The sequence below is a fragment of the Ancylobacter lacus genome (genome assembly GCF_018390635.1).
Classification (GTDB): Bacteria; Pseudomonadota; Alphaproteobacteria; order Rhizobiales; family Xanthobacteraceae; genus Ancylobacter; species Ancylobacter lacus.
In genome coordinates this window covers 12,586-37,052 of record NZ_JAHBGE010000001.1, presented here as the reverse complement: position 1 = coordinate 37,052, position 24,467 = coordinate 12,586, and the positions used below count along the sequence as shown (strand labels likewise).

Sequence of the window (24,467 nt, the reverse complement as noted above, 5' to 3'; positions counted from 1 at the left end):
CGCTCAATGTGGAGCGGGGCCGCCGCGTTCTTCGGCGGGTCCCGCGCCTTCAGGATCGTCGGCCGGCCGAAGCGCCGGCGTTCATCCCCGCAGGATCGACTCCGCCCATAGCGCCTGCGCGAGAAGGGCGTCGTCGCCACCCGAACCCTTAGAGAGCAGGGTCGAGAGGGGAAGCCCCTCCGCGGTCCACCCGGTCGGGAGAGCCACGCCCGGCATGTCGAGGAAACTCGCGATCATCGTCCATGCGAGGGTCGCGACATTGACCTCGGCGAAGAGGGCGGTATCGGCCTCCAGAGGCGCGATAAGGGGAGGAACATGCCGGACCGGCGGCAGAAGCAGCGTCGCGCCGTCGAGTTCGGTGCGCAGACGCTGCATCTCGCCGGAACGGATGGCGACGAGATGCGCTGCCGCCTCGGCGGAGATGCGCGCGGCGCCGTCGAGTCGGCTCAGCACACGGGAATCGACCAGCGTGCGGTTCGGGCCGTTCAGCGTCGACAGGTGGAGCGCCCTCGCCTCATAGGCACCGAGCCAGCCATGGGTGGCGATGGCTTCACGCGAGCGGTGCCAGGCCTCTACCCGTTGGCGGCGTACGGGCGCGTGGCGCGACAGCCGGTCCACCACATCGGCAAAATGGGCGCGCACCGGCGGCGTGAGCAAGGGATCGTCCAGAATCGCATCGTCGACGACGAAGCGTCCGGGCTCTGGTGACGGCCGGCGCCATGCGGTGCCGCGCATCGCGGCGTCCAGCGTTGCGCAATCGGCGACGCTGGACGCTAACGGCCCGAGACTGTCGAGGCTGTGTGCCAGAGGAAATACGCCGGCCATGTCGTATCGGGCCTGCGAGGCCTTGTAGCCGGCGCAGCCGGTGAAGGCCGCGGGCACCCGCACCGAGCCGGCCGTATCGGTGCCGATCGCCGCGGGCACGATCCCCCGCTGCACCGCGACCGCCGAGCCGCAGGACGAGCCGCCGGGCATGCGGGGCTCTCCCGGCAGGTCGGCGGTCGGGGTGCCGAAATGCGGGTTGGCGCCAAGGCCGGAAAACGCGAACTCGCTGAGATTGGTCTTACCGATCGGGATGAAACCGAGGCGCCGGGTCGCCGCGACAACCGGGGCGTCCGCCTGTGCGGGCGCCGCGTCGTGCCGGGTCCGCGAACCGGCGGTGGTGCGGGTGCCGGCGATCTCGAACAGGTCCTTCCACGCGATCGGAACGCCGTCATGCGGCCCGAGCGGACGCCCCTCCGCCCATCGCCGGCGTGCCGCATGGGCCTGCGCCAGCGCGGGTTCGGGCATCAGGGTTATGAACACCGCCTCGCTCCCGGCGGCCCGGTCGAGCGCCCGCTCGACCAGCCGGACCGGATCCGTGCGGCCGGCAGTGAGGTCGGCGGCGATATCGTCGAGGCTCTGGGGCATGATCGGCTCCGGGTGGCGAGGCGCCTGGCCGGCAATGGCTTTGCCCGCCAGGCAGAATTGAGGGGCTCAGACGTGACCGTACTTCGCCAGCGCGTCCGCAAGCGACAGGCCGTCGGCCAGCTCCTCCCTGATCGACATCTCGATCCGGGTCAGGCGCTCGGCTTCCACGAGCACGGTCTCGACCACCCGGGCCGGGATCACGATCACCCCGTCCTCGTCGCCCAGCAGGAAGTCGCCCGGCGCCACCTCCACGGTGCGGCTGGTGGCGCCGCGCAACACCACCGGCACCTGCCAGGCATTCACCTTCCAGCGGCCGATCGACTGGGTCGGCGTGCGGTAGCGCGCGAAAACCGGAAAGCCGTGCTCGCCGATCCAGCGGATGTCGCGAATGCCGCCGTCGATCACGGCCCCGACGCAGCCGCGCTCCTTCATGCCGAGCGCGATCAGCTCACCGAAATAGCATACGCCCTCGCCGTCGCCGCTCCACACGGTGAGCTCGTCGGGGCCGACGCCGTGGCACGCCGTCATCTTGTCGGCGTCGCCGCCGAGCGGATAGGGCGTCTTCTGGCCGCGGATGGTGTAGGCCCAGCCGGCGATGCGGTTCTGCTGCGCGGGATAGGGCGCGAAGTCGCCGGAAAGGCTCTGGTCCATCAGGCCGAGCGTATCGAGCACGTCGGCGACATTGGAGGTGTCGACGGCGAGATAGCGCCGGCGGATGTCGGCCTTCTGCTCGGGGGTGAAGGCCGCAGGCGCGGGCGCCGTGGCTTGGCTCGTGGTGGTCATGTGCGGTCTCGCTCGATCAGATATTGGGGAGATAGCCACCGTCGACGCGGATCACCGATCCGGTGATGTAGGCGGCGCGGGCGCTGGCGAGGAAGGCGACGGCGTCGGCATATTCCTCCGGCAGGCCGTAGCGCCCCATCGGGATGGAGGCCGTGCTCTCGGCCACGACGGCCTCGAGGCTCCGCCCTTCGCGCTTCGCCTTCTGCTCGTCGAGAAAGCGGATGCGGGCGGTGGCGATGCGGCCGGGCAGGATCACGTTGGCGGTGACGCCGTCCCGGGCCACCTCCCGCGCCAGCGTCTTCGACCAGCCGACCAGGCTGGCGCGCAGGGCGTTGGACACGCCGAGATTGGGAATGGGGGCAATCACGCCAGAGGACGTCGAGGTTATGACCCTGCCCCATCCGCGCTCGCGCATGCCCGGCAGCACCCGATCAGTGAGATGGATCACCGACAGAACCATGGCGCGGAACTGTCCCTCCCACACCGTCGGCGCCACCCCGTGCGCGGCGCTCGGCGGCGGCCCGCCGGTATTGTTGACGAGGATATCGACCGGCCCGAGGGCGGCCTCGATGGACGCGACATGCCCCTCGCACGCGGCGATGTCGGCGAGATCCCACACCCGGGTGTGCGACTTCGCCCCCAGTGCCGCCAGTTCGGCCTCGGTAAGGGCCAGCGCATCGGCGTCGATGTCGACCAGCGCCACCCTCGCTCCCTCGCGCGCCAGGGTCCGCGCGATGGCGCGCCCCAGCCCGCCGCCCGCGCCGAGAACCAGCGCGGTGCGCTCCTTCAGTTCCAGATCCATCGGAATGACTTTCTACGAACCCACCCGCAGCGGCGCGTCGAGCTTACGAAGGTAGGAAATGACGGACAGCGCGGTGATGCGCCCGGTCTTGGGGTTTTCCGTCGGCACATTGGCAATCGACATCGAGAAACTGGCGGAGTCCGCATCGACCTCGATGGTGTGGGTGTTGCGGGTAAGCGCCGGATCGGCCCAGATCTGCAGCCGGGTGCGATCGGGTCCGATGCCCGCGAGCGCCAGCGCCACCGCGACGTTGAGATTGGCGGGAAAGCCGATGGCCGCCTCCCGCGGCGTGCCGTCGAAGACGCAGACCGGCTCGGTGATGTTGTCGATGGAGATGTCGCGCTCCACCAGATAGGGCGCGCCGACGAGACCCTTCACCGGCTTTCGCGTCACCATGCGGACCGAGCGTATGTCCCCCTCGGCTGCCGCCGTCACCGCATCGAGACCGAGCAGCGCCCCGGTTGGGACGACGATCTGCCCGCCATGCTCGCGGGCCAGCTCCACAAGATCCTGATGGGCGAGGATCGCCCCGGACGACAGCACGATCACCGTCTTGCCCGCCTTCAGGAAGGGCCCGGCGATGGCCGGGAGCAGGGCGGCCGGGGCGCATTCGACCACGATATCGGCAAGGCCCTCCAGCTCCTCGATGGCCACGACGGGCACCGGGCGCCGGAGATCGGCAAGGCGCTCGGCCGCTCGCGCCCGGTCATGGGCGGAGACGGCGACCAGCCGGCAACCCGGCAGACCCTCGTCCAGGGCGCGGGCCACGCGATGGCCCACGGCGCCGAGACCCGCGATGGCGATGCGGTGCACGCCACGGCGTGCCCCGGACACCGGCGAGATGGAAGCCGGATCGGCTTGGGTGAAACTCATGTCTGCGAGCCTTGAACAGGGAACGTCTCGGGTGCCGGGAAGAGCGACGCATAGTGCCGGGCACAGCCGCCCGCGGTGGTGAACCAGATGCGCTCGCGATGGCGGGCGAGCGCCTCCATCACCCGGCGGAACTGGCGGATGCGGAAGGGCTGGCCGACGATGAAGGTGTGGATGGTGATGCCGAAGACGAGAGGCTGCCGCTCCGACTGCGCCAGCATCTCCTCCAGATTGTCGATCGCCATGTCGGCGAAGGCGGTGGCGGTGCCGTCGTGCAGAACCACCATCGGCACGTCGTTGACCTCGTGCGGGTACGGCATGGCGAGCAGCGGACCGGCAGCCGTCCTCATCCAGACCGGCTGGTCGTCGATCGGCCAGTCCAGCGTGTAGCCGTAGCCGGCCGCTGCCAGCAGGTCCTCGGTACGGGCGCTCGGGTGGGCGCCGGGGCTCATCCAGCCGGCGGGAGGGGCGCCCTCCTCCTTGCGGATGCGCGCCGTCACCTCGGCGATGGCGGCGCGCTCGGTCGCCTCGTCCATGCCGTTCGGATGCTCCGAGTTGGTGCGCCCGTGAGCGACGATCTCATCGCCGCGCCGGCGATGAGCGGCGATCAGCTCGGGGCAGTGATCGTAGCAGGCGCTGTTGAGGAGCACGGTCAGTGGCAGGCCGTATTCCTCGAACAGCTCGATCAGCCGCCATCCCCCGACCCGGTTGCCATATTCGCGCCAGCCCCAGTTGTAGGAATTGGGATGGCTGAGCCCCGGCGAATAGGCGAGGCCGAGCCCGGAGCCATAGGAAAAGTGCTCGACGCACAGCGCGACATAGACGGCGAGACGCTTGCCGCCGGGCCAGGTGAAATCCGGCCGTGCGGTGATGGGCGAGTAGGCGAAGCGGTTGTGGGAGGGCAGCATGGAACCATCTCGGGGCGGTCAGGGCCGGTAATCGGCAGGGGCGACGACGAGGCTGAGATCGACGCTACCGACATTCTCCGGCGTGACCAGCACGGCGGGCGTCACCACCTTCGCCTCGACCTTGCCCTTGGTCGCGGCGGCCACCGCCTGGACCAGCGCCGCCTTGCCCTGCGCCACGATCTGCTGGATCGAGGTGCAGGCGAGCTCGCCGTCTTTCAGCATCTGCTGCGCGGTCGGCGAGAGGTTGGAGGCGGACACCTTCACCGAGCCCTTTCCGGCGCTTTTCAGCGCGGAAACGACGCCCGCGGCCATGTCGTCGGTCGCGCTGTAGACGCCGGCAAGGTCGGGGAAACGCTGGATCCAGTCATCCGCCGTCGTCAGGGCGGCGTTGCGGTTGTCGGCAAGGCGGGATTCGGCAACGATGGTCACGCCGGGGGCCTCCTTGGCGAGCGTGTCGCGGAAGCCCTGCGCGCGCAGATCGGACCAGGCCTGCCCGCTCGGCCCCGCCATCATCGCCACCTCGCCCTTGCCGCCGATCGCCTTGGCCAGGCACTCGGCCTGCAGCTTGCCCATGTCGTAATGGTCGGCGCTGACCACGGCGGCGAGCTTGCCCGTGCTGGGCGGCGAGGAGATGCCGACCACCGGAATGCCGGCCGCCACGGCCCGCTCGACCACCGCCTTCACCGCATCGCCATTGGTGGCGCCGACGATGATCGCGTCGACCTTGCGCTGGATGAGATCCTGGATCTGCGAGATCTGCTGGCTGGAATTGGCGTCGCCGCCGGCGCTGAGCGTCACCAGCCTCGCCTTGTCAGCCTTGGCGGCGGTGTCGACGCCGTACAGCACCGAAATCCAGAAGGACGAGCCGAGATTAGGGACGGAGACCCCGATGACGGGCTCGCCGGCCATGGCAGGGGCGGAGGCGGACAGGAGAAGCGCGGCCAGGGAAACGGCACGGAACAGGTTCATCGGAACGTTCCTTTGGGTTGGAAGGGGTTTGAGAGCCCGGACAGGAGGAACCGCAGGCCCGTATCCATCAGCCCGGAGGCGATGATCACGGCCCCGACGGCGATCTGGGCAAAGAAGGGCGAAACACCGGAAAGGTTGAGGCCAGTGAGGACCACCTGCACGAAGCTGGCGCCGGCAAGCACGGCCCACACCTGCGCCCGGCCGCCAGCGAGCGCGGTGCCCCCGATCACCGCGGCGGCGATGGACTGAAGCTCCATGCCGGCACCTTCGGTGGGCAGTCCGGCGCCGGCTCGGGCCGCCATCAGGGCGCCGGCCAGTCCGGCGAAGGCACCGCAGAGCTGATAGGCGCTCATTTCGATGCGGGCCGGCCGGCCGCCCACCAGCCCCACCGCCTCCGGGTTGGAGCCGAGCATCAGGATGCGCCGGCCAACGACGAGGTGGCGGAGCACGACATGGGCGGCGGCGATGCAGCCGAGAGCGATCCAGCCCAGCGGCGGCAGCCCCAGCACCGCGTCGAAGGCGAGGCCCGCCGTGTCGCCGGCGGTCAGCGGCACCGCCTGCCCATCGCCGGTGACGAGAAGCGCGAGACCTTTCACCGCCAGCAGCGTGCCGAGCGTGGCGACGATGGGCTGGAACCGGGCATGGCCGACCAGCCAGCCATTCACCGTTCCGCAGGCGAGCCCCACGGGCAGGGCGAGGAGCAGGGCCGGCAGGCCCAGCGCGTTCGCGGCCATCACGCCCAGCGTGCCCGACAGCGCGGCGACCGCGCCGACCGAGATATCGAAGCCGCGTACCGCGATGGCGAACATCTGCCCCACCGCGAGCAGGGCAAGGACCCAGATCTGGCTGGCGATGCTGAAGCCGTTGTCGGGCGTCAGGAAGTCCGGCGCGGCGATGCCGAACAGCGCCAGCGCGGCGAGGATCGAAGCGGGTGCGACGAGAAAGCGGACGCTACCATCTGACAACCGCGTCATCGGGACCTCCCGGCAAGGCGCTTCAGCACCGCCCAATCCCGCTGCAGACCGACGGCGGCCAGCACCGCGAGCCCGAGCAGCACCAGTTGCCAGGCGACCGGCAGGTTGATGAGGACCACCGCGTTGTTCAGCATCGCGACGATGAGGACGCCGAACACCACCTGGAGCACATGCCCGCGCCCGCCCGCCAGCGGCAGTCCGCCAATGGCGCAGGCCGCGATCGTTTCAAACGGCAGGTTCGGCGCGAGGGCCGGCTGGCCGGAGGCGACGCGGCTGGTGAGGATGATCGCCCCGACCGCGCAGAAGGCACCGGCGGTGGCATAGCCCAGCAGGGTGATACGGGCCGCATCGAGTCCCGCGAGGCGGGCGGCCAGCGGATTGGCGCCGACATGGTACCAGAGCCGCCCGATCCGGCCATGCGCCAGCAGGACGTGCAGCACCGTGCAGGCCAGCACGGCAGCCAGTATCGGCACGGGAACGCCGAGGACACGTCCGCGCGCCGGCCAGGAGAACACGGCCGAGGGCGGCGCATCGAGCGGCAAGCCTCCGACCAGCCAGGAGGCAGCGCCGGACGCCATCATCAAGGTGCCGAGCGTCACGATAACCGGCGGCAGCACCATGCGCCCCACCAGCCAGCCATTCACCAGCCCTATGCCGATCACGCTGGCGGCGCCCGCCACAAGGCCGGCAACAGGCCCGACGGCCGGCAGCACCATCACGGTGACGACGCTGGCCAGCGCGGCGGAGGCCCCGAAGGAAAACTCGATCCCACCAAGGATGATGACGATCGCCTGCCCGCAGGCGACGATGCAGAGAATGGCGCCGACACGCAGCACGTTCTCGAGATTGCCGTAGGTGGCAAAGCGCGGCACCAGCAGGCAGCAGAGCAGGAAGAGGCCGAGACAGACCAGCGCCGCCGCCGGCGGCCGGGACAGACGCGGTAGGGAGGGGGCAAAGGGCACGCGCTTGCTCATCATGCCGCAAGGCTCCCCGACAGGGCGGACAGCAGCACGGTGCGGGGAGCCGCGCGTGGCAGCTCGGCCGCCAGTGCACCCTCGCGGACGATGAGGTAGCGATGGGCGAGGACCATAAGTTCATCGAGGTCGCTGGTAGCGACCAGCACCGCGACCCCCGATGCCGCGGCGTCGCGGATGGCGTCATGGATGACGGCCCGGGCGGCGACATCGACGCCCCGCGTCGGCTCCAGCAGCACCATCGCCTTCAGGCCCGGCAGGGCGAGGCACCGGCCGATCAGCAGTTTCTGCTGGTTGCCGCCGCTGAAGGTCGTCGCCTCGCCATCAGGCAGCGCCGGGTGCAGCTTCAGCCGACGCAGCAGCGGGTCGACCCGCTCCGCCTCCGCGGCCCTGCGCAGCCAGCCGAAGCGCGCCAGGCCGCCCAAGGCTGCGACCGAGACGTTGCGGCGCGCGGAAAGCGCGGCGAACAGGCCCTCGGCATGGCGGTCGGCGGGAACATAGGCGATGCCGAGTGCGGCGGCCCGTGCCCGGTTTCCCGGCTCTATTGGCTCTCCGGCGATCGTGAGCGCCCCTGCGCCGCTGGCGGCACCCGCCAGCCACGCCGCGAGTTCCAGCGCGCCGGAGCCGATGAGCCCTGCCAGCCCGACGATCTCCCCGGCATGGACGGTGATGCTGGTGCCGCCGTCGCGCGCGCCGCCGAAGCCGCGCCCGACCAGCACCGGCTCGGCCCGGTGGGCGGGCCGCGGGACGGCGGCTTCGACGCCGGCGCCGAGCATCGCATGGGTCAGTTCATAGCGGCTGTGCCGGCCGACCGGGGCCGCGTCGATCACGGTGCGCCCGTCCCGCAGCACGCTGATGTCGTCGGCGAGCGCCTCGATCTCATCGAAGCGGTGGGAGATGAAAAGGGCAGCCGTTCCGGCCGCGCAAAGACGGCGCACCACGGTGAAAAGGCGCTCGGCCTCCCCGGCGTTCAGCGCCGCGGTCGGCTCGTCGAGAACCAGCACGCGGCAGTCGAGGCTGAGGGCGCGAGCCACTTCCACAAGCTGGCGCTCGCCCAGCGACAGGCTGCCGAGCGGCGCGGCGAGATCGACGGCGAGGCCGACGTCGGCGAGCCACGCCTTTGCGCGCGCGGCGTCGACCAGACGCCGCCGCGCCCACAGGCCACCGTCCGCCAGGGCGAAGGCAGAGAGGTTCTCGTGCACGCTCAATTCCGGGAACAGGCTGAGATGCTGGTGGATCGGGACGATGCCGGCGCGGATGGCCTGCGGCACCGAACCCAGCGACGCGGCCGCGCCCCCGATCTCGACCCGCCCGGCGTCGGGCGTCACCGCGCCGACGAGGATCTTCACCAGCGTCGACTTCCCCGCCCCGTTCTCGCCGAGCAGGGCATGGACGCGGCCGCGCCGCAGGGTCAGCCGCGCGTCACGCAGCGCGCAGGTCGCGCCATAGGTCTTGGCGATGCCGGTGGCGACAAGCGCTTCATCGGAAAAGGACATGGGAAACCTCGCCCGGAAGCGGCGATGCTCCGGGATGGGGTGGAAGACGGTGGCGGTCGGTGGAAATCGGATGGCGCCACGATGCCGGGCGACGGGGTGGGCCACAAACGATTTGTTCAGGCCTTATGCATGAGCTAGCCTCATGCATGACGGAGGTGCTGAATGCGAAAGAGGCGACTGCCGCCTTTGAATGCGCTGAAGGGTTTCGAGGCCGCGGCGCGGCATCTCTCCTTCACCCGCGCGGCGGAGGAGCTCCACCTGACGCAGGGCGCGGTCAGCCGGCAGGTGAAGGAGCTGGAGAGCGAGCTCGGTCAGGAGCTGTTCGTCCGCCACACCCGGCGGATCGAGCTCACCGCCGAGGGCGAGCAGTTCTTCCGCGTTATCGAGGGCGTGTTCGACGAGCTGGAGCGCGCCACGCTGCGGCTGGCGCGCCGGCGCAGCGATCCCGCGGTCACCATCAGTGCCCTGCCGACCATAGCGACCGTCTGGCTGATGCCCCGGCTGCACCTTCTGATTGCACGGCATCCCGAGATCGAAGCGCGCATCGTCTCCTCGATCGAGGCGGCCGATCTCCTCGCCCACGACGCCGACATCGCCATCCGGGTCGGGCGGCTGCCCGGCCGGCGGTATGAGCGCAACCAGCCGCGGATCGAGCTGCCGATGGTCACCCGCTGGGACGGCGTGCACGCGGACGAGCTTTTCCCGGATCGGCTGGTGCCGGTCTGCGTGCCCGCGCTGCTGGAGGCCGAGGTGAAGGAGGCGTCCGATCTCCTCGCCTACCCGCTGATCCACACCACCACGCGGCGCTACGCCTGGCCGGACTGGCTGCGGGCCAATGGCGTGCGCTACGAGGCCGAAAGCGACCCCCATCTGCAATTCGGCCATTTCTTCATGGCGCTTGATGCGGCGCGGCAGGGGCGCGGCATTGCGCTGGTGCCGGACATTCTCCTGACCCAGGAAGAAGGTGCGCGAGGTCTCTGCATTCCCTATTCAAGCGAGATCGCCAGCGCAGGCGAATACTACCTGCTCATCCACGAATCGCGGCTGGACGATCCACGGGTACGGATTTTCCGCTCCTGGCTTCTCGACGAAGCCGTTGCCCTGCGCAGGAACGCCACCCTCGCACCCGGCACCTGAGGCGGCTTCCGGCGCTTCCCCAAATCCTTCTTCCGTCAGCCCCCGCCGGTTTCCGGACGCGGCAGCGCGTCGGTTCGATGGAGATCGGGTGAGACAGGGGATGGGAGGAGCCTCGGCGATGGTACGTCGATGTTAGGAAAGCCTGCGCTAGACTTAACCTCTCCTCGGGCACGGCAACGGCGCGCGAGGTTGCCAAACGAGGTCCTCTGCATGCTTAGAAAACTCATCCTCACCGCCCTTCTGGTGCTTGCCGGCACCTCTGCCGGCATGGCCGCCACACCGGCGGTCGCGACCGCCAATGTGAACCTGCGCGCCGGACCTTCCACCTCCTATCCCGCCGTGACGCAGGTTCCGGCCGGCACGCGGATCACCACCTATGGCTGTGTCAGCGGCTACAGCTGGTGCGACATCGGCTTCGGGCCCTACCGCGGCTGGGTGGCGGCGAGCTATATTCAGGTGATCTATCACGGCGCGCCGGTCGTTCTCACGGCGCCGGTCGCCCCCGCGGTCGGGGTCGTGGTGGTGCCGTTCGGCCGTGCCTACTGGGACACCTACTACCGCGCCTACCCCTGGTATGGCCGCTGGGGCGCCTATCCCCCCTACGCGCCGCCGCCCCCCCATGTCACCTCCGGCTACCGCGGCGTGACCTGCGCCAACGGCACCTGCACCGGCGCGCGCGGAGCCACCGGCTATTATGGCGCGAGCACCGATCAGGTGCGCACCTGCTCCGACGGCTCGTGCACCGCGACCCGCAACTCCACCGGCCGCTATGGCGGCACCGCGACCCGCAGCTGCGGCGTCGGCCAGGGCTGCGACGCGACGCGCAGCTTCAACCGCTGACACCCCGCCGCGATCGTCCGCTCCCGGAAAACCGCAGGATGGCTGCCAGCCCGCTTCCGGCCGTCCTGCCCATCCGTGCAGGGATGACCAACCATTCGGCGGTCGCGCTGCGGATCGGCGAGGACGCCATAGGCCGGCTGCACTTCATCGAGCGCATCCACGAGGAGTGGGGCGACCTGGTGCCGGGCGACCTGTGAGGGCGGGCCATTTTTGAAACGAATTTCGGCAAAGGCATCATTTCAGTTTCAAGGCAGGAAATATCATCGTCATTTCTGAAATTCGATTGACTTGCATTCCTGCCTAAATCAGCTTCAGCCCCCAGCGGAAGGGCACTTCGCGCGACGCGCCTCCGGGGAACGACACCGCGTCGGAGGCGGCAAACGGACCACCATCAGACCGTGTGCGGGACCACTCGCGGGCTTATCGTCCGCGAGATCGCCCCCTCATGTCCGCCGCCCGCCGCAACGGGCATCTATGGCGACCTTTCGCTGCCGGAAGCCTGTTCTGTCTCGCGCGGCGTCTTCGGCAACGACCCGGCGTTCTGCCTGAAGTACCGGCCGAACCATGACCCCGAAAAGGCCAGGGCCCTGCTGAAGAAGCTGGGCTACGGGCCCGGACAAGCTATGTCGCGCGGCGCGGCGATTCCGGCCGGATGATCGCCGGCTCGCGGGCGGGGCGGCGCGGTGGTCGGGGAACTGGAGCGCCGGGCCTCCATCCGGCCGGCGCGGAAAGGCGGCGCGGCGCGCTGGGCGGCGGGCGGATCGGACAGCGACCGCCTCAATGACCCAGAAGGAGGTGGCACGCGGCCGGCATCGGCGCGTCCGGGTCCTCGTCGGTCCGGTTTTCCATGTAGCTCATGAAAAGCTCCGCCTGCGAGGAGATGTTCAGCTTCCCGTAAAGACGCTTGCGGTGCACCTTCACCGTGTCCTCGGAAATGCCGAGCACACAGGCGATGGAGCCGTTGGTGTGGCCGCGCAGCACGAGGGTGGCGACCTCGACCTCCCGGCGGGTGGCATTGAAACGCCGCAGCCACGAGGTGTCGACAGCTTCAGCCCGGGCCGTCTGGCTCGGCGGCGCCGCGCGCTGGCACAGGTCCGGCCGCAGCAGCGCCTGCTTCCGCACCAGCGAGGCCAGCAGCGGCTCCGCGGCGTGCAGATTCTCCAGCACCGAGGGATCGAAACGCTGCGAACCGTCGCACCGCCCCAGCGAGATATGGATGGTTCGCTGGTCCGTCACCGGGCACAGAATGCCGATCTCGTCGATAAGGGGCACATCCTTGTAATAGAGCTTGTGGTAGTCGCTCGCCGCGAAATCATAGTCGAAGATTTCATTGCAGCGGCTCACGCCGATATCCATGCGCTGCACCGCCGCCATGTAGAACGGATCCAGCCGGTAGGCCTGCTGCATGTAGCAGTGACGGAAGCGGTCCGGCTGGATGGTCGAGCAGCGTTCCAGCACAACCGGCGCATCGACACTGGAAAAAGCCAGGATTACGCAGCTGTTGAAGCCGGTTATCTCATACAGGGCCGCCCGCAGCGTGCGGTGGAAATCGTCCGTTCCCAGCTTATCGACGACCCTGCCGATCGAATGGAAGGACATTCCGAGCTTCGCGCCCTCGGCCCGGTCCGCCGCGGTCAAGGAGGCCTGCTGTCCTGCATCCGTCAGCATCGAATTCTCCCGGCTCTGCGGGACATTCAAGCAAGAACAGGGCCAGCGCTCCGGGCGTGCCCGGCCTCGCAGACGGGCCGGGCACGTGGGGACGCACCGTTCGGCGGTGGTGACGAGACGTTCAGAATTCGAGCAGATTGTCCCTGAAATGCGCGTGCGCATACGCCTTGCGCATGAGCCCTCTCTTCTGCAGGGCCGGGGCGAGCCCGTCCTCGATCTCAGCCACCGTGCGCCGGTGCAGGTTGGGCAGCGAGAACAGGAAGCCATCGCCGCCGACCTCCTGCATGACCTCGCCCATCTGCGCCGCCACGTCGTCGGGGGAGCCGAGAAGCTCGACACCGTCGCCATTATGGTCGAATGAGACGATCGCTTGCCGCAGCGTCTTGTTACCGGCGGCCTTCTTGAAGTCGTCGAGCAGCTGCTGGTGGCCGTTCGTCGTCAGGTCGCCGATTGGCGCATCGAGATCGAGCTTGGCGAAGTCGATATTGGTGATCTTGCCGAGGAAGGCCATCTTGAGGTCGATCTGGCGCGCTTCCGCCGCCCGCCGCTCCGCCTGGATTGCCCGCGCTTCGGCCATGCTGCCGGCGATGATCGGGGTGACGAGGAACATCACCTTGCAGGTGTCGGGATCACGGCCGTGGGCGACCATGCGGGCGCGCACATCGTCGCGGTAGTCGCGCATAGCGGTGGCGCCGACCACGCTGGCGACGATGGTGTCGGCATGCTTCGAGGCGAACTGGCGGCCGCGCGCCGAGCCCCCGGCCTGCGCGATGACCGGGCGGCCCTGCGGGGCGGGACCACAGTTCAGCGGACCGCGCGAGCTGTAATACGTGCCCTTGAAGTCGATCTGCCGCACCCGGTCATTGTCGACCAGCATGCCCGTTTCCGCATCCGCCACCACGGCATCCGGGTCCCACGACTTCCAGAGCTGGTCGACGAGGTCGATATATTCGTCCGCCATGTCGTAGCGAAGGTCGTGCTCGGTCAGCTTGTCCATGCCGAAATTGCGGGCGGCGAAATCCGAGCTGCCCGTGACCATGTTCCAGCCGATGCGGCCGCCCGACACCTGGTCCAGCGTCGCCACGAGGCGGGCCAGAAGGAAGGGCGGGTAGGCGAAGGTCGCCAGCGTCGGCACGATGCCGATATGGCTGGTCACCGCCGACATCAGGCTTGCCACGACGGAAGGGTCCTGCCGGGGCACCGAAATGCCGTTATGGAGATAGATGGCGCGGGAGCCGCCGAAACTCTCCCCGATATAGGAGCTGTCCTCCAGCAGGATGTAGTCGAAGCAGGCCCGCTCCAGCGAGCGCGCCACATCGAGGAACAGCTCCGGCTTCATCCAGGTCTCGGCGATGCGCCCGGTCCATGGCTGGCCCCAGGCCTGCACGCTGGAGCCCTGGAGAAACAGACCGAGGTGGAAGGGTTGGGCCATGGCGCATTCCTGGGTTGATCGAAACGTAGGGTGGCGAGGGCGCGCTGCCGGGCCCGCGCCGCGCAGCACGGCGGGACGGGGCAGCCCCCGCCCCCGCTCAATGCAGGATCGAGCGGATGAAGCCGCTGAGCCGGGGGCTCTCGGGGTTGTCGAAGATGCGGTCGGGCGGGCCCGATTCCACGATGGTGCCGTCCGCGATGAAGTGCACGACATCGGCGAGCTTGCGGGCGAACGACATCTCGTGGCTCACCACCACCAGCGTCATGCCGAGATCGGCAAGGCCGCGGATGGTGTCGAGAATGCCGGCCACCAGTTCAGGATCGAGCGCGGAGGTCGGCTCGTCGAACAGGATCAGCTTGGGCCGCATGGCCAGCGCCCGCGCGATGGCGACCCGCTGCTTCTGCCCGCCTGAGAGCTGCTCGGGGTAGAAATCCGCCTTGTCGCCGAGACCGACCTCCCGCAGCAGGCGCTCGGCGTCGGCGATCGCCTCGTCGCGTCGGCGCCGCTTCACCAGAACAGGGCCTTCGATGATGTTTTCGAGCACGGTGCGGTGGGTGAACAGGTTGAAATGCTGGAACACCATCGGCATTTCGCTGCGCGCCTCCCGCAGCACCCGCTCCGGCGCGACATGGAAGACCGCCCCATCCTCGTGACAGAGCGAGCGGCCGTCGAAGGTGATCTCGCCGCGGCTCGGCGTCTCGAGGAAGTTGATGCAGCGGATCAGGGTCGACTTGCCGCCGCCGCTGGGCCCGATGAGAAACGACACCTCGCCCGAGCGCACCGAAAGGTCGACGCCCTTGAGCACATGCAGCGCGCCGAACGACTTGTGCAGCGCCCTGACGCTGAGAAGCGGTTCATCGGTCATGGCAGCACCGCGACTTCCGGCGCCAGCGCCTTGGCCGCCCGGCCCTGCCGCCGCAGATAGCGCGGCGTCAGGCTGTGTTCGAGATAGCGGATCAGCCGCGACGCGGTGAAGCTGAGGACGAAGTATATGATAGCGACCATCATATACACTTCCATATTACGGAACGTATTGGAAATGATGATATTCCCGTTTCGCAGGAGCTCGTTCACGGAAATGAACGAGACCAGCGACGAATCCTTCAGCAGCGCGATGAAGTATCCCCCGATGGTGGGAATGGCGATGCGGAACGCCTGAGGGAAAATGATCCGGCGATAGATCATCACCTTGGACATGCCGATCGACATGCCCGCGGCGCGCTGCCCGGGGTCGATCGACATGATGGCGGCACGGAAGACCTCCGAGAGATAGGCACCGAGATTGAGGCTGAGACCGAGCACACCCGCCCAGAAGCCCGACAGCGTGATGCCGATCGTCGGCAGGGTGAAATAGATCACCATGAGCTGGACGATCAGCGGCACGTCGCGCCAGATCTCGACATAGCTCTTCAGGGGCCAGTCGAGCCACGGCTTCCCGCTGAGCCGTCCGAGCGCCGTCGCCAACCCCAGCACGAGGCCGAAGCCCATGCTGAGGAAGGAAAGTTCGAGTGTGACGAGCGCGCCTTCGAGCAGGAACGGGAAATGCCGGGGGATCAGGACGAAGAAAAACTCATACATCTCGTCGCCTCCGCCCGACTACTTCAGCATTTTTTCCTGATAGGGCGCCCAGACATGGTATTTGCTGAGGATGGCCTTGCGGGTGCCGTCGGCGTCCATCGAAGCGAGAGCCTCGTTGATGGCCGCGAGAAGTTCCGGGCACTCCTTGCGAACACCCACGGAGGTGCCGCCCAGGATGTACGGCGCCTTTTCCTCGGCCGCGGCCCATTCCGGCTTCGACTTGTAGTAGAGCGGCTCGCCGAGGGTGCGCAGGTCACCCATGGTTTCCTCCTGCGCCAGCAGCGTCGCCTGGTCCATCACCACCGCGTCGGCCTGGCCGTTGCGCAGCGCGGAGAAGGGAGAGCCGAAGTCGTTGAAGTCGAGCACCTTGCCCGCCTTGCCGGCGTCGACCAGCACATGGGCGTTGATCGAGTCCATGGTGCCGAGGGTGGACGCCAGGGTCTTGCCCTTCAGGTCGTCCAGCGTCTTGATCGGCGAGTCCTTCTTCACGATGACGTAGTCGTAGAGCAGGAAGTAGGGCGTCGAGAAGGAGATGCCGGCGCCCTGCACGCGCTCCTGGGTCGCCGCCATGCCGGAGAGGATGATATCCCAGCGCCCGACCTTCAGGCCGGGAATGAGCGACGTCCATTCGGTGATGACATATTCCTGCTTGGGGACGCCGAGGCGCTTGCCCAGCTCCTGGAAGATCTCCCACTCCATGCCGCCATAGGAGCCGTCCTCGTTCTTCCACACGAAGGGCTTGGTGCCGAGCAGGCCGTTGCCTGCGGTGATGACGCCGGCCTTCTTGATGTCGCTGAGGCAGTCGGCCTGTGCACCCGAAACGACGGAGAGCGACACCAGGGCTGCAAGCGCGGTTAGTTTCATCGCCAATTTCATGAGGGGCTCCCTGCCGGAATGGGGTCGCGCGGGAGCGGGCGGGTGGGCCCGGTCGCGGCGCTGCGGGCATTTCATCGGGGGGCGCAGGGGGCAACAATAACCCGAGGTGGGTACTGCGGAGGCCTTCCCGGCCCTGTCGCGGTAACGTTTTCCGGCGCGTTCGGAGGTGAGAACCGCCGGCCGGTGGCACGCCCACCCTGCCCCCTACCCCGGGTAGCACATGCCGCGGTGTGGTGACTGGGGGCCTGTTTCAGCAGCCGGCGGCGCGAGCGGGCCGACGGCTGCCCCGTCCCGCAGGTCGAAACCGATTCGCCGCTCAGACGTCGGCAGCCGGACCGGATCAGCCTCTAGACGGCCGCGACCTGCCCGTCCGAGCGCGGGTCCGCGGCGCCGGCAAGGACGCCGCCCTCCTCGCACGCGATCACCTGGGCATGGCCCATCAGGTCCTGCAGCGGCCCGGTGCGCTCGACCTCATGGCCCCTCGCCCGCAGCGCCTCGACCAGCGCGGCATCGACACCCGCTTCGACCACGAGGCGCGGCCCTTCCCCGGCCGCGCGGTCGAGATACCAGCGCGGACGCGAGACCGCCTGCTGGGGGTCGAGACCGGCCACACACATGTCGAGGATGAGCTGCACCTGGGTCTGCATCTGGCCATCGCCGCCCATGCAGCCGAGGACGTGGGACAGGTGTCCCTGCCGAAAGAGAAGGCTCGGCATCAGCGTGGTGGGTGGGCGCATGCCCGGCTCCAGCCGGGCGACGTCGCCGTCGAGCCGGAAGGAGGCGCCGCGGTTCTGCAGCACGAAGCCGCCTTCCGGCACGGCGACGCAGGCGCCGAAATCGAAGAAGAGGCTCTGGATCAGCGATACCGCCATGCCCTGCCGGTCCATCACACCGAGATGTGCGGTGTCGCCGCGGGTGATGCGGCCGGCGCTGTCCTGCCGCGAGGCGCCGCGGCCGGTCGGGTCGAACCCCGCCGTGAATTCGGCAATGGCGGCCTGCGACCACAGCGTCTCGACCCGCCGCGTCAGCCGCGCGCGATCATCGTTGAACAGGTCCCGCGCCGCCAGCGCGGCGGCAACGGCCTCGATTTCCAGATGCACCGTCGCCGGAGAGAAGCGGTCGGCGTCCGCCGCCAGCAGCGCATCGATGCGGGCGAGGGCCGCCAGCAGGCCGAAGCCCTGGGTCGATGGCGGCAGGGTGAGAACCGTGATGTCGCGAAACCGGCCCTCGATCGGCGCCACCCAGTCGCTCGCATGGGCCGCGAGGTCGCCCTCGTTCAGCCAGCCGCCCGCAGCCTGAACCGCACGGGCGATCGCCCCCGCCATCTCGCCCCGATAGAAGCCGGCGGCGCCCTCCTCGCCGATGCGCCTCAGCAGCCGTGCCAGCGCCGGCTGGCGCAGCCGCTCATGGCGGCGCGGGCTTCGCCCGCCCCACAGCGCCAGCGCGCCGCTGGTGGCCAGCTCCGCCTCGCAGACCTTGAAACTCGCATGGAGATGCCGCGAGACGATGGGGCCGGCTTCGGCCAGCCGCGCGGCGGGCTCCAGCAGATCGCCAAGCGGGCGGCTGCCAAACGCCTCATGCGCCTTCTGCCAGCCATCCACCGCTCCGGGCACGGTGACGGCGAAGCCCGAGCGCGGCGGGATCGCCGCATGGCCAAGGCGGCGCAGCTCCGCGACATCCGCGCGGGCCGGCGCGCGCCCCGAGGCATCGAGCGCACGCACCTCGCCCTCCGGCGTCGCGATCAGCCAGAAGGCATCGCCGCCCGGCCCTCCCTGCATGGGGCAGGCGACCATCAGCGCCGCGCTGGTGGCGATGGCGGCATCCACCGCATTGCCACCCGCCCTGAGGACATCACGACCGATCGCGGAAGCGGCGGCGTGGGGCGAGGACACCATGCCCTGGTCGCCAAGCACCGGCCGGTACCCGGCCAGCAGCGGGAAGTCCTCGTAGAAATCGAGATGCGGCCATGCCGGCCCCCGGGACTGTGTCATGCCGGTGCGGATTCCTTCTGTGTCGGCCGCTCCGGCCGTCCTGCGATGCCGCACGCAGATGACGGTCCATAGCGCCTGCAGGATGCTAGATCGTTTTCTCGCGAATTGGATTCCGTTTCATGTGGAGAATAGAAAACGCCTGTCTATGCTGCAGCCTTCCCGGCAGTGGCGGCGCCACCGCCCCCTGCCCCACAGCGACAGGCCCCCGCACATGACGCTCACCTCCCGCTATCGCTCGCCCCACGACCTGGGTGCCCGACCGCACAGCCGCGCGCAGGACATCGTGTTCGTGTCGGCGCAGCTTGGCACGGCGGGGGACGGGCTGGAGGACCAGATCGATCAGGCGGTCGCCGGGGTCGTCGCCGCCCTGTCCGAGGCGGGCGCGACGGTGGCCGATGTCGTCAAGCTCGGCGTGTTCTACCACCGCTCGCTGATCGCCAGCGAACCGGCCATCCTGGCCCGCATCGGCGCCGCCTTCCCGGCCGATCCGCGGCCGGTCGTCACCGCGATCCCGCTGCATACGCTGGTGGGCGGCGCGCTCGTTCAGATCGAAGCCATCGCGCTTCATCCGCACGGCGCCCGGAACGCTCGCCGCGAGGCCGCACCCGCGTCGGCCGCGTGCCATGAACCCGGGTTCAGCGCGGCGATCCGCGCCGGTGATCTCGTCTTCGTGGGGGCACAGATGTCGCGGGACGAGGCGGGAGCCACGCTGCACGAGGGCGACATCGTCGGGCAGGCCCGGGTGACGATCGGCCATATCGGTGCGGCGCTCGGCGGCCTTGGCGCCGACCTCTCCTGCGTCGCGAAGCTCAACACCTATTATGTCGGGCACGGCACCACGGAAGACTGGACCATGGCGGCGCGGGTCCGTTCCGACGCGTTCCGCAAGCCGGGGCCCGGCGCGACCGGTGTGCCGGTTCCCGGTCCCTATCCCGGCGGCCTGCTGCTCCGGCAGGAAGCGATCGGTGTCGCGACGCCGGAGGGACTCGCCGCCCCTCGCGACACAAGCTGGCCGGAAGGGATATGGGACTGGCCGGTTCCGGTGTCGTTCGAGCAGGGCCTGAAGATCAACGACCTGCTCATCCTCGGGGGCCAGATCTGCGCCAATCCGCGGGGAGAAGCGGTCTACCCCGGCGATCTCGCCGCCCAGGCGCGCAACACGATGGAGTGGATCGACCGCATTCTCGCCGGATTCGGCGCCGGGATTGGCGACCTCGCAAAGGTGACCGTCTTCATTGCCACGGAAGGCGGAGACGACGACATCACCCGCGTGCTGAAAGAAATAACGCCGTTCTTCCCGGCAGGACTTCCCGCTCTCACCCTCGTGCCGCTGGCGCGCCTCGGCCTCACCGGCCTTGAGATCGAGATCGAGGGGATCGGCACCCTCGTCCCACAGGCTTCGCCGAGCTGAGGTCGGCGGCCCTCCTCGGCCGGAGAACCGGTCAAAGACGGTTTACGACGGGGCTCAGGAGCCGGGCGACCCAGAACGGGACCCAGGTCGGGATGACGGCATAGGGGTGCTGTTTCGGCAACGGGCGCCCCATGAACTTGGCGCGCTTCGCTTCCTTGCGAGCCTGCTCCGCCGTGCTCACGCTTCGTATGCTCTTCGCCGCCATGTGTTTCCGCCGCTCGTCTGAAGAGAGTAGCATTGCAGACGGTCATGACAGACAGAAGTAAATATCCGTTAAATCATCGGCATTTCGAGAATGAATTTAGGCGCATTGGACACAAATACTACTTTGGGTAGATTACCCAAATGTCAACACACGCACTGCTGATCGTCGGCGCGTCGAGCGTGTCGCCAAACACCCTGAAAGGAGACGTCCGCCGGCTGCGGACGCGGCCCCACCGCAACCGGGCCGACCGCTCGTGACCGCGTGACGGCGGCCTCAGCCCGCCATGACCCCGTCCTTCACAACGAGGCGGAAGCCGCGCAGCTCGATCCTCTCGAACAGGCCGGCATGGCTGTAGGGGTCGTCCGCCACCAGCTTCTCGGCGGCCGCGCGGTCCTCGGCCTCATAGACGATGACAGAACCACACGGCTTGCCCGCCTCGTCGAGCATAGGGCCGGCGAAGACGAGACTGCCCGCGATCGAGCGCAGATAGTCCAGATGGGCCGGGCGGGTATCGAGACGAAGCGCGAGCCCGTCCGGGCGGTCATGGGCGGTCAACACGAACTGCATTCTGTCTCTCCCTGGCTGGCCTCGCCGGACTATAGCGGGCGATCGGAATGTGCAAGGTCGGCCTGGTAGCCCCTGCACCCGCGTGGCGGGGGAACAAAGCTCGGGCGGCGACGTTCTGCCACCACCTTACCGTCTGGAGTGGGATTGAATGACGCGGAACGCTCTCTACGCCCTGATCGCCCTGCTGGTCGTCGCCATCGGGGTGATGGGCGCCTACGCCTATCAGAAGCACGAGGAAGACAAGAACTCACTGGAGATCAAGGTCGGCCCCAACGGCCTGAAGGTCGACCCGCCGGGTCAGTGATGCCGCCCGGGGCATGATGCAGGGGCTGGGGGGGCGCCGCGCCGGTCGGGGCGCCCTCCCGTTTTATCCAGCGGCGCCGCCGTCAAGCCGCTGCCCCGGAGCCGCCGGGGTTCCGACGCAGGCCACCGTGACCGGCGGACGCGGCAATCGGAGACGATCGCGATGGTGGCCCGGGTCGCATGGCCGGCGGGGCCACGACTGGTGCGCCCGCCACCGCCGCGGGCCGCACCCGGGAGAGCTTCCATCCGCGCAACGGGTCGCCGCGACGGGCCGCGGCTGCTATGAGGCGCGGCGCGCCGCGATCGGCGCGGCGAGTTGCCCATGACCGACCACACCGCCCCGCGCCCGCACAGCCTGTTCATCACCGGTCTCGGCATCGCCCAGATCGGTTCGTGGGGCTCGCTCTACTACAGCTTCCCCCTCATCGCCGAAGCCATGCGGCTCGATCTCGGCTGGTCGAAGACCGAGCTGTACGGCGCGGCCACCGTCGGCCTCGCCCTCGCCGGCATCGCCGCCTATCCCGTCGGAACGGCCATCGACCGTGGCCATGGACGGCTGGTGATGACCGGCGGCTCGCTGCTGGCCGGGCTCCTGCTGCTGGTGTGGTCGCAGGCCGGCAGCCTCGCGCTGTTCTATGGCTGCGCGGCGGGGGTCGGGCTGCTGCAGGCCACGACGCTTTATGATCCCGCCTTCGCCGTGGTGGCGCGGCGTTCCGGCGCGCGCCATGCCCGCGCCGGCATCACCGCCCTGACCCTGTGGGGGGGCTTTGCCTCCACCGTGTTCGTCCCGGTGGTTCAGATGCTGGTCGATCATGTCGGCTGGCGGGGCGCGCTGATCGGGCTCGGCCTTGTCAATATCCTGATCTGCGCCGTGCTGAACGCCCTCACCATCGACCCACGGCTCGACCAGCCCTCGCCGGCCCCGGCAGAGGGTGAAGCGCCGCGGAGCGACGCGTCCGTGGTGCGCTGGGCACTCGGCCAGCCGGTGTTCTGGGCGCTCGCCGTCACCTTCACGGCGTATTCCGCCATGTTCTCCGCCTTCACCTTCCACCTCTATCCCCTGCTCGGCGAGCGCGGCTTCGATCCCGCAGGCGTCGTCACCGCGATGGCGGTGGTGGGGCCGGCGCAGGTGGCGGGGCGCGTCGCGATCTGGGTGCTGGCGCCGCGCGCCTCGGTGCGGTTGATCGGCTCGGTCACCGTCGTCGTATTTCCCCTGGTGATGCTAGCGCTGGCGGAAGGGCCACGGCTGTTCGTGCTGGTCGGGGGGGTGGCCGTGCTGTATGGCGCGGCGAACGGCATCATGACGATCGTGCGCGGCCTCGCCGTGCCGGAGATGCTGACGACCCGGGCCTATGGCGCCGTGAACGGCATCATCGCCGCGCCCGCCTCGGTGTCGCGGGCGCTGGCGCCGCTGGCGGCGGCCATGCTGTGGTCGATGAGCGGGTCCTATGAGGCCGTGCTGCTCGTGCTCACGGCGGGGACCGTGCTGCTGGCGCTGGGCTTCTGGCTGGCCGCGGCGCTGTCCTGCCGTGCGCCACGGGAGGAGTAGCGCGATGAAGGCACCCGGCGCGCCGCAGATAAGCCGCATCGTGCCGCGACGGTATTCTCCATGAATCGCCTGCTGCTCCGCCTCCTGCTGCTGCCGCTGAAGGTCCTCATTGGCGCGCTCGTGCTGCTGGACGAGGTGGCGCGCCCGCTTTACCGGCCGCTCGGCCGCTGGATCGCCTCGCTGCGGCTGATGCAGCGGTTCGAGCGTTTCGTCGCCCGCCAGCCCCGGCTGGTCATCCTGCTGCTGCTGGGGATCCCGTTCGCCATCGCCGAGCCGGTAAAGATCGTGGCGGTGTTCTGGATGGCGGAAGACGGCTTCTGGAGCGGGCTGCTGATGCTCTGCACCGCCTATCTCATCAGCTTCGTCGTGGTCGAACGGGTGTTCAACGCCGGCCGCGCCAAGCTGACGACCTATGGCTGGTTCGCCTTTGGCCTCGCCGTGTTCGAGGCCTGGCGGGAAGCCCTTTTCCGCTGGCTGCGCGCAACCTGGGCATGGAGCTTCATCCAGAAGGTGAAGCTGGGCGCCCGGCGCCTCGCCCGCCGCGTCCTGAGCGGAGCCTCTTTATCCCCCCGCCGAAAATAACGGCGCATTGCCGCTCTTTCGCGCTCCCGCCGGAAACGGCGGCCGGCTAGTCTCTGCCCCTCCTATCCGTGCAGTGGACATGAGACATGTGGGACGATGAGAAGCTCGCGAAGATCCGCGGCAAATATGCCGGGGTTCCGGGCGGTGTGGTGTTCGACCCGACGTTCAAGCGGGTAGCCGAACTCCAGTTCAAGGATGGCGGCCGGCGCGTATGGCCCTGGGCCAATGCCGCGACGCTGCTGGACGCGCCCTACCGCCCCGACGCCGCCGATCTCCCGGACTTCGGCGGGCTGGACGTGGCGCTGATCGGGGTGCCGATGGACCTCGGCGTCACCAACCGCGCCGGAGCCCGGCTCGGGCCGCGCGCGGTCCGCGCCATCGAGCGCATCGGCCCCTATGAGCATGTGCTGAACATGGTGCCGGCAGCCGAGGTGGCGGTGGCGGATATCGGCGACCTGCCGTTCCGCAGCCGGTTCAGCCTGGAGAGCTGCCACGAGGATATCGAGGCCTTCTTCAAGAAGGTGGTAGAGGCCGGCGTGGTGCCGATCGCCGTCGGCGGCGACCATTCCATCACCGGCTCGATCCTGAAGGCGATCGGCGAGACGAAGCCGGTCGGCATGCTCCACATCGACGCCCATTGCGACACCAGCGGCGACTACGAAGGCTCCAAGTTCCACCATGGCGGCCCGTTCCGCAAAGCCGTGCTGGACGGCGTGCTCGACCCCGAGCGGACCATTCAGATCGGCATTCGCGGCGGCGCCGAATTCCTGTGGGAGTTCTCCTATGAGACCGGCATGACCGTGATCCATGCCGAGGAGGTCACCGGCCTCGGGGTGCCCGCGATCATCGCCAAGGCCCGCGAGGTTCTCGGCGACGGGCCGGTCTATGTCTCCTTCGACGTCGACAGCCTCGATCCCGCCTTCGCCCCCGGCACCGGCACGCCGGAAATCGGCGGCCTCACCTCGCGCGAGGTGCTGGAGATTCTGCGCGGGCTCAACGGGCTGAACGTGATCGGCGGCGACGTCGTGGAGGTTGCCCCCCAGTACGACCCGACCAGCAACACCGCCCATGCCGCGGCGCAGGTGCTGTTCGAGATCTTCTGCATGTCGGTGACCGCCCTCAAGGCACGCCGGGGAAGCTGA

Annotated in this window: 25 protein-coding genes; 9 read left to right on the top strand and 16 right to left on the bottom strand. The window is 68.9% G+C overall.

Features of this window, described 5'->3' with window-relative positions; all coding sequences use genetic code 11:
* Nucleotides 1–81: 81 nt before the first annotated feature.
* The 9 genes from KHC27_RS00190 to KHC27_RS00150 all read right to left on the bottom strand — a co-directional run bounded on the left by KHC27_RS00190 (nucleotide 82) and on the right by KHC27_RS00150 (nucleotide 9,186).
* Nucleotides 82–1,410, bottom strand: coding sequence for an amidase family protein (locus KHC27_RS00190; RefSeq protein ID WP_213333780.1), 1,329 nt, complete (start codon nucleotides 1,408–1,410; stop codon nucleotides 82–84).
* Between the two features lie 66 nt (nucleotides 1,411–1,476).
* Nucleotides 1,477–2,193 carry an RraA family protein gene (locus KHC27_RS00185; RefSeq protein WP_213333779.1) on the bottom strand — a complete coding sequence of 239 codons (717 nt, stop codon included), beginning with the start codon at nucleotides 2,191–2,193 and terminating at the stop codon, nucleotides 1,477–1,479.
* Nucleotides 2,194–2,209: 16 nt separating this feature from the next.
* Nucleotides 2,210–2,995, bottom strand: a complete 786-nt coding sequence (locus KHC27_RS00180; protein ID WP_213333778.1) for an SDR family oxidoreductase — start codon at nucleotides 2,993–2,995, stop codon at nucleotides 2,210–2,212.
* Nucleotides 2,996–3,007: 12 nt separating this feature from the next.
* Nucleotides 3,008–3,868, bottom strand: a complete 861-nt coding sequence (locus KHC27_RS00175; protein WP_213333777.1) for an aspartate dehydrogenase — start codon at nucleotides 3,866–3,868, stop codon at nucleotides 3,008–3,010.
* Nucleotides 3,865–4,773, bottom strand: coding sequence for a polysaccharide deacetylase family protein (locus tag KHC27_RS00170; protein WP_213333776.1), 909 nt, complete (start codon nucleotides 4,771–4,773; stop codon nucleotides 3,865–3,867). Before KHC27_RS00170 ends, KHC27_RS00175 begins: the two co-directional genes overlap by 4 nt.
* A gap of 18 nt (nucleotides 4,774–4,791) precedes the next feature.
* Nucleotides 4,792–5,742 (bottom strand): substrate-binding domain-containing protein, encoded by a 951-nt coding sequence (locus tag KHC27_RS00165; RefSeq protein WP_213333775.1) that lies wholly within the window; start codon nucleotides 5,740–5,742, stop codon nucleotides 4,792–4,794.
* Entirely contained in the window at nucleotides 5,739–6,716 is a 978-nt protein-coding gene (locus KHC27_RS00160; RefSeq protein WP_213333774.1) for an ABC transporter permease, read from the bottom strand. The genes KHC27_RS00165 and KHC27_RS00160 overlap by 4 nt, the downstream gene beginning before the upstream one ends.
* On the bottom strand, nucleotides 6,713–7,693 hold the full coding sequence (locus KHC27_RS00155; RefSeq protein ID WP_213333773.1) for an ABC transporter permease: 981 nt from the start codon (nucleotides 7,691–7,693) through the stop codon (nucleotides 6,713–6,715). The genes KHC27_RS00160 and KHC27_RS00155 overlap by 4 nt, the downstream gene beginning before the upstream one ends.
* Nucleotides 7,690–9,186, bottom strand: a complete 1,497-nt coding sequence (locus KHC27_RS00150) for a sugar ABC transporter ATP-binding protein (RefSeq protein ID WP_213333771.1) — start codon at nucleotides 9,184–9,186, stop codon at nucleotides 7,690–7,692. Before KHC27_RS00150 ends, KHC27_RS00155 begins: the two co-directional genes overlap by 4 nt.
* Nucleotides 9,187–9,348: 162 nt before the next feature.
* On the opposite strand from KHC27_RS00150, the gene KHC27_RS00145 reads away from it, so the two are divergent.
* From KHC27_RS00145 to KHC27_RS00130, 4 genes are all read left to right on the top strand, one after another.
* Entirely contained in the window at nucleotides 9,349–10,323 is a 975-nt protein-coding gene (locus KHC27_RS00145) for a LysR substrate-binding domain-containing protein (RefSeq protein ID WP_213333769.1), read from the top strand.
* Between the two features lie 210 nt (nucleotides 10,324–10,533).
* Complete coding sequence (locus KHC27_RS00140; protein WP_213333767.1) at nucleotides 10,534–11,163, top strand: SH3 domain-containing protein; 630 nt, start codon at nucleotides 10,534–10,536, stop codon at nucleotides 11,161–11,163.
* 38 nt (nucleotides 11,164–11,201) lie between these two features.
* Nucleotides 11,202–11,360, top strand: coding sequence for a hypothetical protein (locus tag KHC27_RS00135; protein ID WP_213333765.1), 159 nt, complete (start codon nucleotides 11,202–11,204; stop codon nucleotides 11,358–11,360).
* 201 nt (nucleotides 11,361–11,561) lie between these two features.
* Nucleotides 11,562–11,819, top strand: a complete 258-nt coding sequence (locus KHC27_RS00130; RefSeq protein ID WP_213333763.1) for a hypothetical protein — start codon at nucleotides 11,562–11,564, stop codon at nucleotides 11,817–11,819.
* A gap of 121 nt (nucleotides 11,820–11,940) precedes the next feature.
* On the opposite strand, the gene KHC27_RS00125 is transcribed toward KHC27_RS00130, so the two are convergent.
* The 6 genes from KHC27_RS00125 to KHC27_RS00100 all read right to left on the bottom strand — a co-directional run bounded on the left by KHC27_RS00125 (nucleotide 11,941) and on the right by KHC27_RS00100 (nucleotide 18,708).
* Nucleotides 11,941–12,831: a helix-turn-helix transcriptional regulator gene (locus KHC27_RS00125; protein ID WP_213333760.1), complete on the bottom strand. Its 891-nt coding sequence runs from the start codon at nucleotides 12,829–12,831 to the stop codon at nucleotides 11,941–11,943.
* Between the two features lie 121 nt (nucleotides 12,832–12,952).
* Nucleotides 12,953–14,263, bottom strand: a complete 1,311-nt coding sequence (locus KHC27_RS00120) for an NtaA/DmoA family FMN-dependent monooxygenase (protein WP_213333757.1) — start codon at nucleotides 14,261–14,263, stop codon at nucleotides 12,953–12,955.
* A gap of 97 nt (nucleotides 14,264–14,360) precedes the next feature.
* Nucleotides 14,361–15,128, bottom strand: a complete 768-nt coding sequence (locus KHC27_RS00115; protein ID WP_213333754.1) for an amino acid ABC transporter ATP-binding protein — start codon at nucleotides 15,126–15,128, stop codon at nucleotides 14,361–14,363.
* Nucleotides 15,125–15,841, bottom strand: a complete 717-nt coding sequence (locus KHC27_RS00110; RefSeq protein ID WP_213333752.1) for an amino acid ABC transporter permease — start codon at nucleotides 15,839–15,841, stop codon at nucleotides 15,125–15,127. Before KHC27_RS00110 ends, KHC27_RS00115 begins: the two co-directional genes overlap by 4 nt.
* An 18-nt stretch (nucleotides 15,842–15,859) precedes the next feature.
* A complete protein-coding gene (locus KHC27_RS00105) occupies nucleotides 15,860–16,717 on the bottom strand; it encodes a substrate-binding periplasmic protein (protein WP_213333750.1) in 858 nt (285 codons plus the stop codon).
* Between the two features lie 347 nt (nucleotides 16,718–17,064).
* Nucleotides 17,065–18,708, bottom strand: coding sequence for a gamma-glutamyltransferase family protein (locus KHC27_RS00100; RefSeq protein ID WP_213333748.1), 1,644 nt, complete (start codon nucleotides 18,706–18,708; stop codon nucleotides 17,065–17,067).
* On the opposite strand from KHC27_RS00100, the gene KHC27_RS00095 reads away from it, so the two are divergent.
* On the top strand, nucleotides 18,707–20,119 hold the full coding sequence (locus KHC27_RS00095) for a RidA family protein (protein WP_246518583.1): 1,413 nt from the start codon (nucleotides 18,707–18,709) through the stop codon (nucleotides 20,117–20,119). The genes KHC27_RS00100 and KHC27_RS00095 overlap by 2 nt on opposite strands.
* 478 nt (nucleotides 20,120–20,597) lie before the next feature.
* Here KHC27_RS00095 and KHC27_RS00090 read toward each other — a convergent pair whose 3' ends face one another.
* Nucleotides 20,598–20,891, bottom strand: coding sequence for a YciI family protein (locus KHC27_RS00090; RefSeq protein WP_213333747.1), 294 nt, complete (start codon nucleotides 20,889–20,891; stop codon nucleotides 20,598–20,600).
* Between the two features lie 148 nt (nucleotides 20,892–21,039).
* Here KHC27_RS00090 and KHC27_RS00085 point away from each other — a divergent pair, with 148 nt between their 5' ends.
* From KHC27_RS00085 to speB, 4 genes are all read left to right on the top strand, one after another.
* Nucleotides 21,040–21,195: a hypothetical protein gene (locus tag KHC27_RS00085; RefSeq protein WP_213333746.1), complete on the top strand. Its 156-nt coding sequence runs from the start codon at nucleotides 21,040–21,042 to the stop codon at nucleotides 21,193–21,195.
* A gap of 321 nt (nucleotides 21,196–21,516) precedes the next feature.
* Complete coding sequence (locus tag KHC27_RS00080) at nucleotides 21,517–22,743, top strand: MFS transporter (RefSeq protein WP_213333743.1); 1,227 nt, start codon at nucleotides 21,517–21,519, stop codon at nucleotides 22,741–22,743.
* A gap of 60 nt (nucleotides 22,744–22,803) precedes the next feature.
* Nucleotides 22,804–23,325, top strand: a complete 522-nt coding sequence (locus tag KHC27_RS00075) for a hypothetical protein (RefSeq protein ID WP_213333741.1) — start codon at nucleotides 22,804–22,806, stop codon at nucleotides 23,323–23,325.
* 86 nt (nucleotides 23,326–23,411) lie between these two features.
* Nucleotides 23,412–24,467, top strand: coding sequence for an agmatinase (speB, locus tag KHC27_RS00070; protein WP_213333740.1), 1,056 nt, complete (start codon nucleotides 23,412–23,414; stop codon nucleotides 24,465–24,467).